General features: G+C 46.9%; 17 protein-coding genes. 11 read left to right on the top strand and 6 right to left on the bottom strand.

Annotated features, from left to right (window positions below; genetic code table 11):
* Nucleotides 1-160 precede the first annotated feature (160 nt).
* The 8 genes from ABJ225_RS18295 (at nt 161) to ABJ225_RS18260 (ending at nt 7758) form a co-directional block, all read left to right on the top strand.
* On the top strand, nt 161-664 hold the full coding sequence (locus tag ABJ225_RS18295; protein WP_347321284.1) for an acyl-CoA thioesterase: 504 nt from the start codon (nt 161-163) through the stop codon (nt 662-664).
* A 131-nt stretch (nt 665-795) separates the two neighbouring features.
* Nucleotides 796-1767 carry a BMP family lipoprotein gene (locus tag ABJ225_RS18290; protein WP_218245130.1) on the top strand — a complete coding sequence of 324 codons (972 nt, stop codon included), beginning with the start codon at nt 796-798 and terminating at the stop codon, nt 1765-1767.
* Between the two features lie 26 nt (nt 1768-1793).
* The gene (locus ABJ225_RS18285) at nt 1794-3452 is read left to right on the top strand and encodes a methyl-accepting chemotaxis protein (RefSeq protein WP_347321283.1); all 1659 of its coding nucleotides are present in this window, start codon (nt 1794-1796) and stop codon (nt 3450-3452) included.
* Nucleotides 3453-3827: 375 nt separating this feature from the next.
* On the top strand, nt 3828-4832 hold the full coding sequence (gene mreBH / locus ABJ225_RS18280; protein WP_218245128.1) for a rod-share determining protein MreBH: 1005 nt from the start codon (nt 3828-3830) through the stop codon (nt 4830-4832).
* A gap of 832 nt (nt 4833-5664) precedes the next feature.
* Nucleotides 5665-5844: a hypothetical protein gene (locus ABJ225_RS18275; protein WP_218245127.1), complete on the top strand. Its 180-nt coding sequence runs from the start codon at nt 5665-5667 to the stop codon at nt 5842-5844.
* Between the two features lie 190 nt (nt 5845-6034).
* A complete protein-coding gene (locus ABJ225_RS18270; protein ID WP_347321282.1) occupies nt 6035-6601 on the top strand; it encodes an RNA polymerase sigma factor in 567 nt (188 codons plus the stop codon).
* Nucleotides 6598-7317 (top strand): anti-sigma factor, encoded by a 720-nt coding sequence (locus tag ABJ225_RS18265; protein ID WP_347321281.1) that lies wholly within the window; start codon nt 6598-6600, stop codon nt 7315-7317. Before ABJ225_RS18270 ends, ABJ225_RS18265 begins: the two co-directional genes overlap by 4 nt.
* Before the next feature lie 213 nt (nt 7318-7530).
* Nucleotides 7531-7758 carry a hypothetical protein gene (locus ABJ225_RS18260; RefSeq protein WP_056532971.1) on the top strand — a complete coding sequence of 76 codons (228 nt, stop codon included), beginning with the start codon at nt 7531-7533 and terminating at the stop codon, nt 7756-7758.
* Between the two features lie 38 nt (nt 7759-7796).
* Here the strand turns inward: ABJ225_RS18260 and ABJ225_RS18255 are convergent, their stop codons facing one another.
* From ABJ225_RS18255 to ABJ225_RS18230, 6 genes are all read right to left on the bottom strand, one after another.
* Nucleotides 7797-8864: a nitric oxide synthase oxygenase gene (locus ABJ225_RS18255; protein ID WP_347321305.1), complete on the bottom strand. Its 1068-nt coding sequence runs from the start codon at nt 8862-8864 to the stop codon at nt 7797-7799.
* 82 nt (nt 8865-8946) lie between these two features.
* A complete protein-coding gene (locus ABJ225_RS18250; protein ID WP_347321280.1) occupies nt 8947-9456 on the bottom strand; it encodes a GNAT family N-acetyltransferase in 510 nt (169 codons plus the stop codon).
* A gap of 51 nt (nt 9457-9507) precedes the next feature.
* Nucleotides 9508-10455 carry an NAD(P)/FAD-dependent oxidoreductase gene (locus tag ABJ225_RS18245; protein ID WP_347321279.1) on the bottom strand — a complete coding sequence of 316 codons (948 nt, stop codon included), beginning with the start codon at nt 10453-10455 and terminating at the stop codon, nt 9508-9510.
* Between the two features lie 16 nt (nt 10456-10471).
* Complete coding sequence (gene abc-f / locus ABJ225_RS18240) at nt 10472-12340, bottom strand: ribosomal protection-like ABC-F family protein (RefSeq protein WP_347321278.1); 1869 nt, start codon at nt 12338-12340, stop codon at nt 10472-10474.
* A 189-nt stretch (nt 12341-12529) separates the two neighbouring features.
* Complete coding sequence (locus ABJ225_RS18235; protein WP_283957840.1) at nt 12530-12643, bottom strand: RAxF-45 family protein; 114 nt, start codon at nt 12641-12643, stop codon at nt 12530-12532.
* Nucleotides 12644-12891: 248 nt separating this feature from the next.
* Complete coding sequence (locus tag ABJ225_RS18230; RefSeq protein WP_347321277.1) at nt 12892-14253, bottom strand: aminotransferase-like domain-containing protein; 1362 nt, start codon at nt 14251-14253, stop codon at nt 12892-12894.
* A gap of 130 nt (nt 14254-14383) precedes the next feature.
* Between ABJ225_RS18230 and blaOXA the strand changes: the two genes are divergently transcribed.
* The 3 genes from blaOXA to ABJ225_RS18215 all read left to right on the top strand — a co-directional run bounded on the left by blaOXA (nt 14384) and on the right by ABJ225_RS18215 (nt 16482).
* Nucleotides 14384-15223, top strand: coding sequence for a class D beta-lactamase (gene blaOXA / locus ABJ225_RS18225; protein WP_481900640.1), 840 nt, complete (start codon nt 14384-14386; stop codon nt 15221-15223).
* Between the two features lie 67 nt (nt 15224-15290).
* Nucleotides 15291-15683 carry a hypothetical protein gene (locus tag ABJ225_RS18220; protein WP_347321276.1) on the top strand — a complete coding sequence of 131 codons (393 nt, stop codon included), beginning with the start codon at nt 15291-15293 and terminating at the stop codon, nt 15681-15683.
* A 247-nt stretch (nt 15684-15930) separates the two neighbouring features.
* Entirely contained in the window at nt 15931-16482 is a 552-nt protein-coding gene (locus tag ABJ225_RS18215) for a DUF6241 domain-containing protein (RefSeq protein ID WP_218245121.1), read from the top strand.
* The last annotated feature ends 41 nt before the right edge of the window (nt 16483-16523 follow it).

Raw genomic sequence — 16523 nt, 5'->3', positions numbered from 1 at the left:
AGGGTTCCGTCTTTTTTCATGAAGACGCCGTACGAACCCTTTCGACAAGGTCGTGATATACTCTTCTATAGGGGAGCCTTTTCCCAGTAAACCATGTTTCAAAAAGCAGGTTTTGAGGAAACATATTAGAATGGCAATCCATACCAAGAGGTGAACTTCATTGAGAGAGAAAAAAACGATGAGCGAAACAAAAACAATCAAAACAGCCCATGTCCTCCCGCCTGATACGAATCATCACGGGACGATGTTCGGCGGTAAATTAATGGCCTATATAGACGATGTGGCTTCCATAGCCGCCGCCAAGCACGCCAGGAAACCGGTCGTCACGGCATCAACCGACTCCGTCGACTTCCTTCAGCCGATCAAGGTCGGAGACGCCGTCACACTGGAAGCAATGGTCACCTATACCGGTAAGAGCTCTATGGAAATCTGCGTGAAGGTGACATCGGAAGAACTCCTTACAGGCAAGACGAACGTCGCAGCCATCTCCTTCCTCACCTTCGTCGCAATCGAAGGCGGTAAGCCTGCCATCATTCCTGAAGTCGTACCTGAGTCTGAAGAAGAAATCTGGCTCAACGAAACCGCTGAAAACCGTGCAGAGCACCGGAAAGCACGTAAAATACACAGCCAGGAGCTTGCCGAGTTCTTCAGAAAAGCATATTAAAAATAAAAGATGCCAGAATTCGGCATCTTTTTTTATTTTCCTAGAGAGCCTCTTTAAAATCCCCTCCCCTTCTCCGATAATACTGTGGGACACATTGTCCGAGCACTAATACGATATGGAGGGACCATTCCTTGAAAAAAATCATCATGATTCTTCTTACCCTTGTGGTGATGTCCGGCTGTTCAGCCACTACGAAAAACACCTCATCGCCAAAATCATACAGCGTTGGAATCCTTTTATCCGACAGCGGTCTCGGTGACGATTCATTCAACGACCTTGCCTTCACCGGCCTTGAACGTGCACGTGATGAACTCGGCATCATTTTCGATTATGCAGAGGCACCTGACGGCAATATGGAGGGAGCCCTCGAAGAGCTCATCAACCAGAAGCATGATCTGATCATCGGTCTCGGTTTCTCAGCCCAGGAATCGATTGAAGTCGAGGCGAAGAAGCACCCGAAGCAGGCGTTCCTGTTGATCGACGCCATTTCAGAGCTTGAAAACGTCACATCCGTCACGTTCAAAGAGCATGAGGGAAGCTTCCTGGTCGGGATGGTTGCAGCCATGACCAACAAGACAGGTACCATCAGTTTCATCGGTGGCGAGGATGCACCCGTAATCCATAAATTCCAGTCGGGATTCGAGCAGGGTGCCCGCTACGTAAAGCCTGATATCAACATCCTCTCAGGTTACACGAACAGCTTCAATGATCTCAATGCCGGAGAAAGACTCGCAGGCGACCAAATTAAAAATAAGAGCGATTTCATCTATGCAGCAGCAGGAATGTCAGGGATTGGTGCATTGAAGACTGCGCAAGCAAAAGATGTCTTATCAGCCGGGGTTGATGCCGATCAATACTTCATAGCTGAGAAATCCGTTGCTACATCCATGATGAAGAATGTCGATATCGCCATTTTCAGTTTCATCGACGATACACTTAATGAAAAAAAGCAGACATCGTCTGCGTACGAACTCGGTCTCAGTGAGAATGGTGTCGGCCTCGCTCAAATCAGGATCGTCAATCTTAAACCTGATCAGATGAAGAAACTGGATGAAGCAAAAGAAAAAATCATCTCAGGAGACATCAATGTTGAAGCTCCATAACCAACAGCTAAGGAGAGCCCATTATCATGAGAATTAAAAACCGTCTAACCATCATAGGTCTTATCCCTCTCATCTTATCCATGTTGATCATCGGCTACATCGTATCCCAGTTGATCAATATGCATACCTCTGCGAAGGACGACGTTGACACACTCGTCCGGACAGAGCAATTAAAAGGGGATATGGTCGCCCTCCAGCAGACCTTGACCTATTACGCCTCCACTCCGTCTGAAGAAAATCGGCAAATCCTTGAAAATGCCATGAAGACGACGACATCCCGTGTGGATACGTTAAAGAAGAGAATGGTCACTACCGAACAGAAACGCTATATGAACACTCTGGAAATCAAATACACAGAGCTGAAAAACAAAACGGAAAAAGCAATAGAGGAGCGGAACCCGGCTGAAATCAGACGGCAATCCTCCAGGATATCAGGTCCTCTGAATGACCTCTACCTCCTGAACATCGAAACCAACGAGTGGTATGACGGCATCCTTGAAGCCAATAAACAAAAGATTACGTTCACGATTTGGTCGACGATAATCGGTTTCGTCATTGTCATCATACTTTCCGTTACAAGTTCTGCAATCCTCACCAGAAGAATCACCAAGCCAATCAACAACATGGTCCGGAATGCGCAGCGCATGGCCGAAGGGGATCTGACTGGAAACATCGGAGAAATACAGGATAAAAAGAGTAAGTTCGAGGTCGATCAGCTGCAAACAGCCTTCCATCATATGATGCTGAACCTAAGGGAAACGGTGCAATCGGTGCAGGTAGCCGGGGACAACCTGGAATCCTTCACCCATGAGGTACGCTCCCAGATGACGAACCTTGCCGAAAGCGCCAGTCAAGTGGCAGTGTCCACAGAAGAACTGGCAAAAGGCAGCCAGTCCATTTCAGAAGATATTCAATCGACCGCTTCCCTTATGGCAACCATGGGAGATGAATTCAGCAAGAATGTGAAGCAGAGCACCGCTTCTGCAGCCGATGGACGCTTGGCTCTTGCCTCAGTCGATCACGGTAGGACATCACTTCAGAAACAACAAGGGTACGCAAGGTCCATATCAGAGTCATCCGATGTGATCCTGAAAGCTGTTGAATCATTCGCTACCTACACGGCCAAGATCGAGCAGGCGTCCCACGCAGTCAGGGACATTGCAGAACAGACCAACCTCCTTGCCCTGAATGCTGCCATTGAAGCAGCAAGGGCCGGTGAAGCGGGTCGGGGGTTCTCTGTGGTGGCGGAAGAAGTCAGGAAGCTCGCGGAAGATTCAGCCGTTGCGACGGAAGGAATCAACCGCATGGTGGGCAATATCCAGAAAGGCGTAACCGGGATCATGGAAGCCTCCCTTAAAGGACAGGAACTTTCCAATCAGCAGGTCACTTCAATGACAGTCACTGAGGACGCCTTCCAGGAGATCTCCCTGAAGGTATCTGCCATCCATGAGAGCCTTGAAGTCCTTGAACATGATATGAACGCTTCCCATGAACGGACAGAGGAAGTCGCATCTGCGATCGAGAACATATCGGCGATCACGGAAGAAACGGCTGCCGGCACAGAAGAGATCTCTTCCTCCACCGAAGAGCAACTCCGGTACTTTGAACATATGACAAAACGCATCGAACAACTGAATGAAATGACGGAAGAAATGAAGAGAAAACTGGAACGATTCACTCTATGATTCTTTCATACCGGTATCCCCCTTTTATGGGGGATCTTTTTTATTTTGCCCCGACGAAACGACCGGGAAGGATGCCCCACATCTAAAAAACCTTTGAACTACCTGTTTTTCCCTCATCTTCCTCTCAAAAATTATTACAGAACGTTTAAATTTTCATAACGCAGGGAAAGAGCCAAAACGCCTCAACATACCCCAATAGGTAATTAAAATCCTCTTAGCTAAAGCTTTTCACCAAATGACAACCCCACCCCTTTTGTCATCCTTTGTAACAATTTGTCGGTGGTAAATATCTCCACCGACAAAACCCCCGAAAATCTCCTATACTGTATAGAAGGTTATACTGTGTAGAATTCTTATAGTTGGAGGAATACGACAATGCTATCAAACTCTGAAATCGGAATCGACTTAGGTACTGCAAATATACTAGTCTATAGTAAAAATAAAGGAATTATCCTGAATGAACCATCCGTCGTCGCCATCGACACAGAAACGAAATCTGTTCTGGCCGTCGGAGCTGAAGCGAAGAATATGATTGGGAAGACACCCGGTAAAATCGTAGCCGTACGTCCGTTGAAAGATGGCGTCATCGCAGACTTCGACGTCACCACTGAAATGCTGAAGCAAGTGATGAGAAAGGCCAGCAAAAAACTGGGCTTCTCCATCCGAAAACCAACCGTTGTCGTTTGTACCCCGTCCGGTGCAACATCCGTTGAACGCAGAGCGATCCAAGATGCCGTACGTGGCAGCGGAGCAAAATCCGTCACCCTCATCGAAGAGCCTGTAGCAGCTGCCATCGGAGCAGATCTTCCAGTAGGAGAACCCGTGGCAAACGTCATCGTCGATATCGGCGGGGGAACAACAGAAGTCGCCATCATCTCATACGGCGGCGTCGTTTCCTGCAACACGATCCGCATCGGTGGAGACCAGATGGATGAAGACATCATCCAATATGTACGCAAACGCTACAATCTCCTGATCGGTGAAAGAACAGCGGAACAAGTAAAGATCGAAGTCGGTCAAGCTCTCATCGAACACGATGAACGCACGATGGAAATCCGCGGACGTGACCTCGTCACTGGACTTCCAAAGACCATCGAACTTACGTCACTGCAAATCCAGGAAGCACTTAAAGAGTCTCTCTTACATATCCTTGAGACCATCCGTGCCACGCTTGAAAACTGCCCACCTGAACTGAGCGGTGATATTGTCGATCGCGGTGTCATCCTGACCGGAGGAGGTTCCCTTCTCAACGGCCTTCAAGATTGGCTGAGCCAAGAAATCGTCGTACCGGTCCACCTGGCACCGAACCCGCTTGAATCTGTAGCCATCGGAACAGGACGCTCCCTCACGGTCATTGACAAGCTTCAAAAAGTAAAATAATCATCCGCCTCCCTTGTTTCATATGGGGAGGCTTTTTTGTCTGCAATCTTAGGGGAGTGCGCGTTGGAAAACCAGTTAAAGACAAATTCGTACTAAGTGAAGTGTGAGGCTGGAAAACTAGTCCGTTCCTTTGCGCTGCAGGGGGTTGCTTTCCGCGGGGAGCATGTCGAGCCTTCTCGTGCCTGCGGGGTCTCGATCATCCCCCTTTTCCGAGGGAGTCAAATCCCTTCCGCTTCAATCCACTCTTTGGTATTGGACTTAGTGAGGTAACCGTTCATAAATAAGGTTAGAACGTCATACAGAAAAGGAACCGGGTATGTGATGGCCTGTTTCGAATTTTCCAATTACCATTCCTGCGCACAAATTGCAACGAACGGAACGGTCTCTTCTCCTCCATATACTCATAAAAAACAGGATGGCGATTATCTGTTCCGAACCAGCACTCTCCCCTTCCTCCGCACAGAGTGCAGTGCAGCGAAGGCCACCCGACTCCTATGGGAGAAGCGGGCAGGGTGAGACCCTGCAGGCAGCGCCGAAGCGGCTCACCGCACGCCCCATGGAAAGCGGGTGGCCGCAGCGAAACGGAACGATCTCTTCACCTCTACATACTCACAAAAAACAGGATGGCGTTAGCATGTTTCGAACCAGCATTCTCACCCTCCTCCGCACAGAGTGAAGTGCAGCGGAGGCCTCCCGACTCCTATGGGAATAGCGGGCAGGGTGAGACCCTGCAGGCAGCGCCGAAGCGGCTCATCGCACGCCCCATGGAAAGCGGGTGGCCGCATCGGAACGGAACGATCTTGCTCCCTCCATATTTTCATATAAAAACAGGATGGCGTTAGCATGTTTCGAACCAGCATTCTCCCTCTCCTCCGCACAGAGTGCAGTGCAGCGAAGGCCACCCGACTCCTATGGGAATAGCGGGCAAGGTGAGACCCTGCAGGCAACGCCGAAGCGGCTCACCGCACGCCCCATGGAAAGCGGGTGGCCGCAGCGGAACGGAACGATCTGATCTTCACCACATACTCATTACAAATCAGGATGGCGACTAGAAAGAAATCATATCCCTTACCCTAAACCCAACTTTTTCAAACATTTAGTGATCCAAAACCTCAAACTTTTCGTTAGCTTAGTAGAACTTTGAGTTCAGCACCGTTATTTAGTATCCTTATGATAACTACGTCAAAGGTTAGGAGCGAGCTATGTCCCATGATCTAAAGGATATTGAATTGTACCACCGCATTATCCATAAAAAAGATTCATCCGCCCTGCGCGAGCTCTACAGACAATATGAAAAACTCATCTACTCCTTTTCATATAAAATGACAGGAAACCGTGAGCTTGCCGAAGAAGTCATACAAGAGGTCTTCATGAAACTCTGGAAAACCCACGCACACTATGAAGAATCCAAAGGGAAATTTTCATCTTGGTTACTCACTATGACCCGGAACACCTGTCTGGATGCCATCCGGAAAGGAAAGAAACACGACACCGTGGAATATATAGAAAAAGACACCCTCCAGGTCGACCATGAAACGCCTCATGACCTCCTGGAATGGAAGGAAAAAGGGGCCGCCATACGAGATTGCATCAGTGGACTAAAGGAAGATCAGCAAACGATGGTTCAGCTCTTCTACTTCAAAGGTAAGACGCAGCAGTCCATTTCCGAGGCTACCGACACACCGCTCGGAACGGTCAAAGGCAGGATCCGCCTTGCACTAAAACATCTGCATACTTGTCTGAAAGGGAAAGGAGGTCAATTCGAATGACTCAACATCAATGCGATCACATACTGGATTACTACAACGGTCATTTATCTGAACTTGAAAAAGCGGCGTTCGAGAAGCATCTTGCCTCCTGCTCAGAATGCCAGGAATTCTTGAAAGAACTTGAACAGATATCCGGCTATCTGCCCTACTCATCTGAGTCGGTCGAACCACCACCCGACCTTGAGGACAGAGTATTTGCCCGTATATTGAATGAATCTGAGGAAAAACAAGAACCGGCTGCTGCTCCACGCCAGAAGCGCAGACGGCCATGGATCTTTCCATCCATCGCAGCCGCTCTCGCCCTGTCCATCATCGGAAACGCCTACCTCTTCACTCAGCTTGAAGATCAAAGACGTGTGGTGGAGGAAGCTACGATTGATGAGGTGGTCGAGTACGCAGAGCTTGCCCCTGTCAGCGGACAAGGTACGGGAACAGCGAGCATCATCAAGCAAGGAAAGCAAACCAGCATGGTTGTCCAGGCATCGGACCTTGCTAAACTCTCTGACAAGGAAGTGTACCAGGTCTGGCTCATCAAGGATGAAAAGCCCGAGCGTGCAGGAACTTTCGTCACGAGCGGTGATGGGAAAGGATCGGTCATCTTCAAATTTAATGAAGAATTCACGGAAAAAGATTGGGATCAAGTGGCCGTGTCTCTTGAACCTGACGCCAACAGTGAGCTGCCACAAGGAGAAATCGTCCTCGCAGCAGATATTTAACAATCAAAAGAAGAGCTCAGCGCTGGCTGGGCTCTTCTTCTTTATGTAATGAGGGGGACGGCGGTGTCCCCCAGTGTGAAGATGAAAGGAGTGGCTTCACATAATGTATTCTATGCAAGTGGTACAACCTGTGCTTGTACCATGGCCCATTTTCACTTTCACAGCATAAATGCCGTCTATACATGAGAAACTATCCAAAAGGATGTGATCGGATTGACGGAGCAACAGGTGGAAGACTTGTTTCACTATTATGGCCATGAAGATTTATATAAGCGCTTCAGGACACCATTGTTTGTGACAGGCATATTGGATGACGCCGAGATGTGGCTGCTGGAGGATTTCTTTGAGAACTTCTCCTTCGATCGTTCGACCCTGTTTGATGAGTTCCGATTTTGGTATCGCTATTATGAAGTATCCAAACGTCCCCCTTATTCCAGGTGAAACAAAAGCCGCTCACGGTGGTGTGAGCGGCTTTACTGTTAATAAGGCTTTTTTTGATAAAAGTAGTTTGTGGATTTCCACGTGTTGTCATATTCCTTATGGAACATATGGGTCGTGGCCGGTGAAACGGGCGGAATGAGCCATGTCCAATCACCTGTAACTTTCCGGTCTGCCTTTTTTTCATTTTCTTCAAAAAGACGGAACTGCTGGGCTGCCGTGTGATGGTCAACGATGTTCACACCCTGCTCCTTGAAGGAATGCAGGACGGCGATGTTCAGCTCGATGAGGGCTTTATCTTTCCACAGCGTAATGTTTCTGGATGTATCCAGTCCCATATGGCCTGCCACTTTGGGCAGAAGATTGTAGCGCGTTTCATCTGCAAGATTCCGGGCTCCGATTTCCGTTTCCATATACCATCCATTGAACGGGGCTGCCTTATAAGAAATACCTCCGACTTTGAGTTCCATATCCGATATGAGGGGAACCCCGTACCATTTCAGCCCCAGATCTCCGAACCATGAAAATTCAGGATGACGGAGTGGCACTTCAAGAGCTAGATCCGGTGAAATCCTCTTCCATACAGGTGTCCGGTCGCCTATCTGGACGACAAGTGGCAGGATATCAAAATCCGTCCCTTCCCCTTCCCATCCAAGTGCCCTGCACTTTTGGGTGAATTCGATGGAATGGGGATCCCCCTTTCCATCTTCATACCCCGCATATCGAACGAGCTGGTGATTCCAAAGGCGGATGTCCTCTTCGTCACGTTCAGACGGTCTGAATACCGTGATGGTCGGTCGGATCTTCCCACCATTCGTCGCATACTCCAAATGAGCTTCTAACGCGCCCAGTACCTCTTCTTCCGTGGCCGCATCCCGACGGTCGAACACCTGGAGGGAATTCCAGAACAATCGTCCGATGCACCGGTTGCTGTTACGCCAAGCAAGCTTTGCACCAAACGTCAGCTCCTCATTCGTATGGGTATAGGTACCCTTGGAATCAATTTCTTCCTTCACTTCACGCAACCGTTCTTTCAGGTCGGATCCGCTTTTCTCCGATTCATGATAAAACTGTATCAAAAAGGCCTGTGCTTCATCCAGGAGTGGCATCAATAGTATCTCATCCTTGCTTCTTTACTGTACCTGTTAGTATACCATTCCAATAGGACTTTTTCCTTTGGGACGAATTACATCACAGGCGTTTTTCATAACAGTGATATTCCTGGTGATCTTCAGGACGGGACTTGAAGCGGATGGAACCTCGATATTCATACCCGCTCTTCTCATACAGGACATTTGCCCCTTTATTCCTTCCATAGGCGTCAAGCCTTATACTCTTATACCCTTTGGAGGCTGCCATGGATTCACATTCACTCAAGAAGGCGGACCCCAATCCCTGTCCCTGGTATTCGGGGTCAAGAAAATAGGCGTGCACGACCCATTCATCGTCATACTTCCAGGCAATATCCTCCCATTCAGGAGACTGCCATTCATTCAGGGTCACACATCCCGCAAGGACTCCGTCTGCCAATAGGATATAAAGACTTCCTGCCTCCATTTCACGGAGGAAATACTCCCTGCTCGGATAATGATCTCCCCATTGGAGAAGCCCTTGTTGTTCCAACTCTTCCCTACAGCGCTCATATATGTCCATGATGATGTCGATATGTTTTTCTTCCGCTCTTTGTAGCAGTAATTCCATTCCGATCCCGCCTCTTTTTTCTCTAGTCTGCGGTTAATGGGGGATGCCTATTCAGGAATCTCCCACCCGATCAACAAGGAATTCACCAGCAGATTTTCCAGAAAGGTAGGCACTCTCAAAACGAGTTTTACCTGATTGATCACCTTTCGTCAAAAACGCGTCCCCGCACATGATCAACCTTTTTCCAGCCTCAAGGAAAGGCTGGTCGACGACTTCAGCCGCTTCGGCGTAGCGCCACCGTTTCAACTGGTTGCCATTGCCTTCACTTCCCCCTCCAAGATATGGACGAACGAGATCGATGATGGTGGCAAGGACCTTTTCATCCGATTCAAAAAAATGCTTCTCACTCCACTCACCTGTCATATATACAGAAAGTACAGGCGTAGAGGAAATCCCCTTTTTCATATGATCGACGATCCGTTCTACGCCGTGTGGCAGCTGAGCTCCATCCAGATGCCCCGGTGCTGAAAGACGCGAAGGACCCTCCAGTGTCAGCAACCCGACGAAGCAGGGATGGAAAACGACTGGGGCTTCCACACCAAGCAACTCAGCTGCCTGAGGTGCCGGTGCGGTGATGAGCACGTGATCCGCTTTGATCACCCCTCCTCCCTCGAGATTCAACTCGCATCCATCAGGATGTTCCGAGATGGACAGGATCTTGGTATTCAAACGCACGGGCAGTCCTGCTGCAAGATTCTTGGCTAGGGCATTCATGCCTTTCGTACCGGTGTAGCGGGGATGGGCATCACCGAACCAACGGCGGACCCATCCTTCTTGGAGCCATGACTCTACTTCTTTCTGGAGCTCCGGGGAGCGTACCGTAAAGAACTGGGCACCGTGGTCTGCTTTTCCTTCTCCGATCCGCCTCGTTGCGAGCCGTCCCCCGACACTCCTGCTCTTTTCCACGAGGAGGATGTCTGTAACGCCTCTTTCCATAAGAGTCCGTGCGGCCATGATCCCTGATAATCCGGCACCTATAATCACCACTTTTGTCTCCATGATAGACTTCCTCCTTTTACGATAGCTGTTCTTCAAATTGAATGTACTTTAAATCCCTCTCTTCTTCGAGCTGTTCCAGTTTTTCATGAAGTTCTTGGAGCACCCAGAGGTCCTCTTCTGTCTGGAGAAGTCCTTCAATCAAAGCAATTTCCGTCTCAAGTTCTTCAAGCTCTGCTTCTATGGTGTCTGTTGTTGCCATCATTTTTTCCTTTTCACGTGGTTTTGTCACCGTCTTTTTCTTCTCCACCGGCCGCTCAACCGGAATCCTTTCCTGGAGCTTTTCCTTCGCCCAGCTGTATGGACCTTCAAAGAAATAGAGCATCCCTTCGTGAATCCAGTACGTTTTCTGGAATAGCTTATTGAGGAAATAGCGATCATGGGATACAGCAAGGATGGTGCCATTGAACTCCTCTAAGGCCTCCTCCAGAACCTCACGTGACTCAATGTCGAGATGATTGGTCGGTTCGTCCAGAACAAGGAGATTGAGATCCTGATGCATGAGCTGGGCGAGGCGCAGTCTCATCTTTTCCCCACCGCTCAGCTGTCCAACCTTCCGGAATACATTCGGTCCATAAAACATGAACCGCGCAAGGATATGACGCGCTTCTCCTTCCGTCACCGCCACTTCATCCCGGAACGCGTCGATGAGACGGGCTTCAGGATCCGCCATGACAAAGTGCTGGGAAAGATACCCCATTTTCACATTGCTACCGATCTTCACGTCCCCGTCGTCAGCGGTCATCTCACCCATGAGGATCTTGACGATGGTCGACTTCCCCGTCCCGTTCTGTCCGACGATGGCCGTGCGGTCTTTGAAGCGTAGATCCATATGGGCGTCATGGAAGAGCGTGCGTCCATCAAAGGACTTCGAAGCTCCCATCATGGAGAAGACGATTTTCCCGCTCCGATCACCGCCTTCGAACTCCAAGCCCATCTTCTTGCGATCAAGCACCGGACGCTTCAGCTTCTCCATCCTCTCGAGGGCCCTTTCCATATTGCGAGCCCGCTTGTGAAGGCCCTCATTTGGAGGATTCGCCTGATTCGCCCATTCCCTCAAACGCTTGATGGCTTCTTTCATTTTTTTGATTTTCTTCTGCTGCTCCTGATAGGCCTGGAACTCAATCATAAGACGTTCTTCCTTCTCTTGCACAAATCCAGAATAATCGGTGTGGTATATGGTTATTTCCCCATCTTCAAGGTCATACACCTTATTGATCACATGATCCAGGAAGTAACGATCATGGGAGATACACATCACGGTGCCGCTATAATCGGTCAAAAACTGCTCCAGCCACTCGACGGCAGCAATATCAAGATGGTTCGTCGGTTCATCCAACAGAAGAAGGTCCGGTTCCTGAAGGAGGATGTATCCAAGGCTTAGCTTCGTCTGTTCTCCTCCGCTACAGGAAGAAAACACTTTATCCAAAAGCCCCTGGATCCCAAGTCCATTCACGACCATGGCAATCGACGCCTCCATCTCGTACCCCCCTTCATTGCTGAAAAGATCCTGACACCGCCCATACTCCTCAAGGATCGTGTCCAGGTCCCCCTGTCCGTCGCCCATTTTCACTTCCAACTCTTTGAGTTTTTCACCGATGGCCACGAGATCGGCGAACGCTGACTTCAGGACGTCGATTCCCAATGTCCCTTCCGGATACTCCGGTATCTGGGCAAGATAGCCGATTTTTGCGTTCTTTTTCATCGAAATCGTCCCCGAATCGGGGGTGTCGGTTCCTGCAAGAAGCTTGAATAGCGTCGTCTTCCCCGTACCGTTCCTTCCCACAAGCCCGATTCTCGCCCCATGGGGTATTTCAAAGGTCAAATCCTCAAAAACAGGATGGCCCCCGTACATTTTACTGATCTGTTGTGCGCTGCAAATAATCATTTTCCTCTTCCTTTCATTCATCCGTTAATTCGGCAAGAGGCACATGATCCACGACAAAAAAACCGTGCATAAGCAGTCCACGGCTTCTTCACCCTTAATCAGGCATAAAAAAAGAAGGCGAAAAACGCCCCCTCCTTCCGTTCTATCAGGTGATTGGAATTGAGACCTCTTACCGTTCAGTATTCATATTCAGTTGCTAAAAAAGGGCATACGTGTCCCCTTGAACGCAACAATATGAAAAATTGCACGGCAGTAGTAAATAAAATCCAAATACTTCCCACGCAATCCTACAGAACGATTCATCTCAATTCCACCTCCTTTTGGTAGCTCAAAATATAATGTTATTATAAGGCAATTCAGAATGATATGGCAACCATTTTATAAGTGCACGATTTTCCCTTTCTTCTGGGCTTTCGGTTTTGCTGAAAAGCGAGGGGAACTATCAACCGAGTTTAAAACCAGGGTAGTATTGGTTTCTCAAAGATCTAACCGCAGTCTTAAAAACAAATGCACCAGTTTTATATACAAACTCCTCCTGTTCATACATGTTCCTAACGGCTGAACTTTTTGTCTGAACGGATGTGCTTATCTATCTCCATCCCAATTCTTCTAATGCCTTCTTCAATTTTTTTATCTTCTATCTGGGAGACACTCAGTCTAATAACATTTTCTTTTTTATAGCGTGGCAGGTACATCCCAGTTGCATTTTGAACTAAAATGTTTTTCTTTTTAAGGGCATTTACCAGATGTTCTGCTTTTGATTTTAATGGTAATTGAATGGTCGAATAAAATCCTGAATTGGCGCCAGTAAAGGTAACCCCTAGTGGAAGGTGGGCTCGGAAAGACCGATTAAGGATACTCCCTTTTCTCTTATAAATTTCCCTGAGCCCTTCTATGTGAGCTTTATACATTCCACTTTGTAGATAAACCTCCAATGCTCCTTGAGTGATAACAGGTGTGTGGACATCTGCAGCAAATTTGGCTTTAGTAAAAGGTTCTAAAAGGGCTTCTGGTAGGACTGCTACGCCAAGCCTTAAACCTGGCAATAACACTTTCGAAAAACTCTTGGTGTACAGAACTCTGCCAGATGGATCGTAGGCAAATATCGGGTCCGCTTTTTTCCTAGTGTCCAAATCCCCCATATAGTCGTCTTCAATGATGTATACATCGTATTTTCGAGCTAGTTTAACGATTTTTTCCTTTTCTTTATTGCTATAACTGAATCCTGTAGGGTTTTGAAACCTGGACACGGTGTAGAAAAATTTAATGGGTCTTTCCCTAAAAATGTGTTCCAAAAGGTCTAGATCAATCCCTTGTGCCGTTACTTCAATACCAATTGCATTAATACCCCTTGTCAAAATTGACTCAATCATACTGAAATGGGTTGGTTGTTCTATACAAATTTCTGTCTTTTCATTAGGAAAAGGAAGGGAAACGAAAATATCAAGGGCCTGCTGGGATCCAGACACAACAGCTATTCTTTCTACCGGCGCAAACACTTGCAATTCTTGCAGTTGCTTCGATAATTGAAACCTTAGTGCAGATAAACCAAGCGGTTCCGAGTATTGAAACATGTCTTCCTTGTACAATTCGATGGCTTGGTTCATGCAATGCTGATACTCCCGATATGGCATATTCCATTTGTCCGGCCCTGCAGACGAAAAATCAATGATTCCATCATTGGTGGTAGCTTCTATTTGGCGGCCACCAACGAGAAAATAACCGCTTTTAGGAACAGAATAAATTCTATGTGCTTTTTCCATTTCACTGTAAGCTTTAATTATCGTATTGATACTGCATTGGAACCGTTCCGATAGGGTTCGTATGGAAGGCAATTTATCCCCTGGTTTGATATATCCGTCTCTAATAAGGAGTTCAATTTCCTTGATCACTTCTTCGTATAATTTTTCCATATGCAGTTCACCCCTTCTGTCTTGTATGGGTACAGACGGCATTTTCTCCTACTTTCACTAAACAAGTTTATCTCTTATTATAAGTTATCAGAAAGGTTAGACAATTAAAATCGGAATGGAGGAAAACAACATGAAAAAAGGAATTCGTGAAAGGTTCTACCGTGTAGTAACCGTCTTTTTTCTAGCAATCTTTATGGTTTTTGCAGGTTTAGCCCCCTCACATGGTGCAGAAATCGAGAAAACAAAGAATCTAGATGTTAGTGGGTTGTTTAATGGTAAGGAAGGTACGGTAGTTCTCAAGAATGTAAAAAATGATAAAAAGTATATTTATAATAAGAGAAGAAGTCAAGAGAGGTTAACCCCTGAATCGACTTTTAAAATACCCCACTCCCTTATCGGTCTGGAAAACAATGCGATTAGAGATGAGTATGAAGTGAAACGCTGGGATGGAATTTCCCGTCAGTTCGAGAGTTGGAACCGAGATCACTCATTGGCTTCTGCTATGAGAGAATCTGCTATTTGGTTTTATCAGGACATGGCAAGAGATATAGGGGAGATCAATATGAGTGAAGATATTAACGCTATAGGGTATGGAAACAGAGATATATCTGGGGGGATTGATGAATTCTGGCTTGACAGTTCGTTAAAGATTTCAGCTGTTGAGCAAGTCGATTTTATGGAAGAGCTAGTAGAGGAAGATCTTCCATTCTCAAAAAAAACCCAGAAAACTGTAAAGAGAATGATGATACAAGATGAACAGGATACGTATACCCTTCACGGAAAAACAGGAACGAGACTTTCAGATATGAAACTTGGCTGGTATGTAGGTTTTATAAAAACAGAAAAAGACACTTGGATATTTGCAGTGAACATAAACGGAACAGGAACAGAAGCAAAAGAAATACTTATTGACATTGCGAAACATAAAGGGATTATTGACATTGCGAAACATAAAGGGATTATTGACTAACGAGTCCCTCTCTCCCATAACGCAGTTCAATTCATATGCTAACGTCATACTTCATTAAGGAGAAATAATGAAAGGATACCGAATCACCAAAGTAGTGGGGATAACGGCAGGATTTGCAACCATTCTCGTAGCCATTGGCTTCGGTGTATTGGCTTTATTAGCAGAAGGATTATCCAAATCGTGGGGGATTAATCAAAAGCCGCATGAACATACTCCGTCCTATATGATCATCTTTCTTTTGATTTTGCTACTAGGAATAGTGACGTCAATCGGAACCTTTGGTCTACGGAAAAAGATGTGGAGATTTTTGTATAATAGTTTTTCGGTTGTGATGGGAATGGGTTTTGTTTCAATGTTTTTTGTTACATTCGGTGCACTAGGTACAAAAGGAGAACTATTATTGTTATCCGTTGGAGTGGTCTACCTGTTCTTAGGCTACATCACTTATAAAAGATATTAGCGCAAGTAGGCCCACTTACTTTCATTACATCAAATCTCCAATTAATGAATATTTTTACTCAGAAAATGTGTAAATATAGCGGCAACTGCTGTATTGTAATGATAGACTGATCAAACCACTAGAATAGTGACCCATTGAATCGAAAAACCATTTCCCTCTCTATAACTGGCCTTTACCATTGATCAGGACAGCGCCCAAAACAACACCCAAACAACCACAACCCAACCAACATATCAGGAGGCAGAACATGAAAAAGATATTGTCCATATCCCTTATTGCACTAGTGCTTGCCGCCTTTGTGGGGTTCGGGGCTTATAAGATATTTGAGAATGCATCAGCTTTTGAAGAAAAGGCTAATCCTGCAAAAGCTGAAAAACCTGAGGATAAAGACTCTCCTTACGCAACCAAAGAAGAAGAAGTGAGGGAACAGACGGGCACCATCGGGGGAATCGAGTATACCTTGAAAATCCCTGAAAATGCCGAAGAAAGGGAAATCGTCGCCATCATGCACAAAATGACCCACCAGAAGGTCCGCTCCCAGGATAAATGGGGAGCCATTCCCATGATGCCGGAAACGGTCCAACCCGTTCTTGAAACCATTCAAGCCTCTTCTTTCGACCATAAAGAAGAACTGCAAAACATCGCTGAAAAGTGGAAAAAAGAAGATTTTTCTACCATCGACAAGGATCATAACTACTTTTGGACCCTCCAGGGCGGCACAGTAGGAGAAGCCTACGGCATCATGAATAAGGAAGAGGAAGAAGCCTTCATCCAGAATAACTTCAAGCAAGCGGAGTGAACATATTATAAAAGCCTGAGGAGCGCTCCTCAGGCTTTCGC

It is taken from the genome of Rossellomorea sp. RS05, from assembly GCF_039822645.1.
In the GTDB taxonomy this organism is placed as follows: domain Bacteria; phylum Bacillota; class Bacilli; order Bacillales; family Bacillaceae_B; genus Rossellomorea; species Rossellomorea marisflavi_B.
This window is presented reverse-complemented; position numbering and strand designations above follow the sequence as displayed.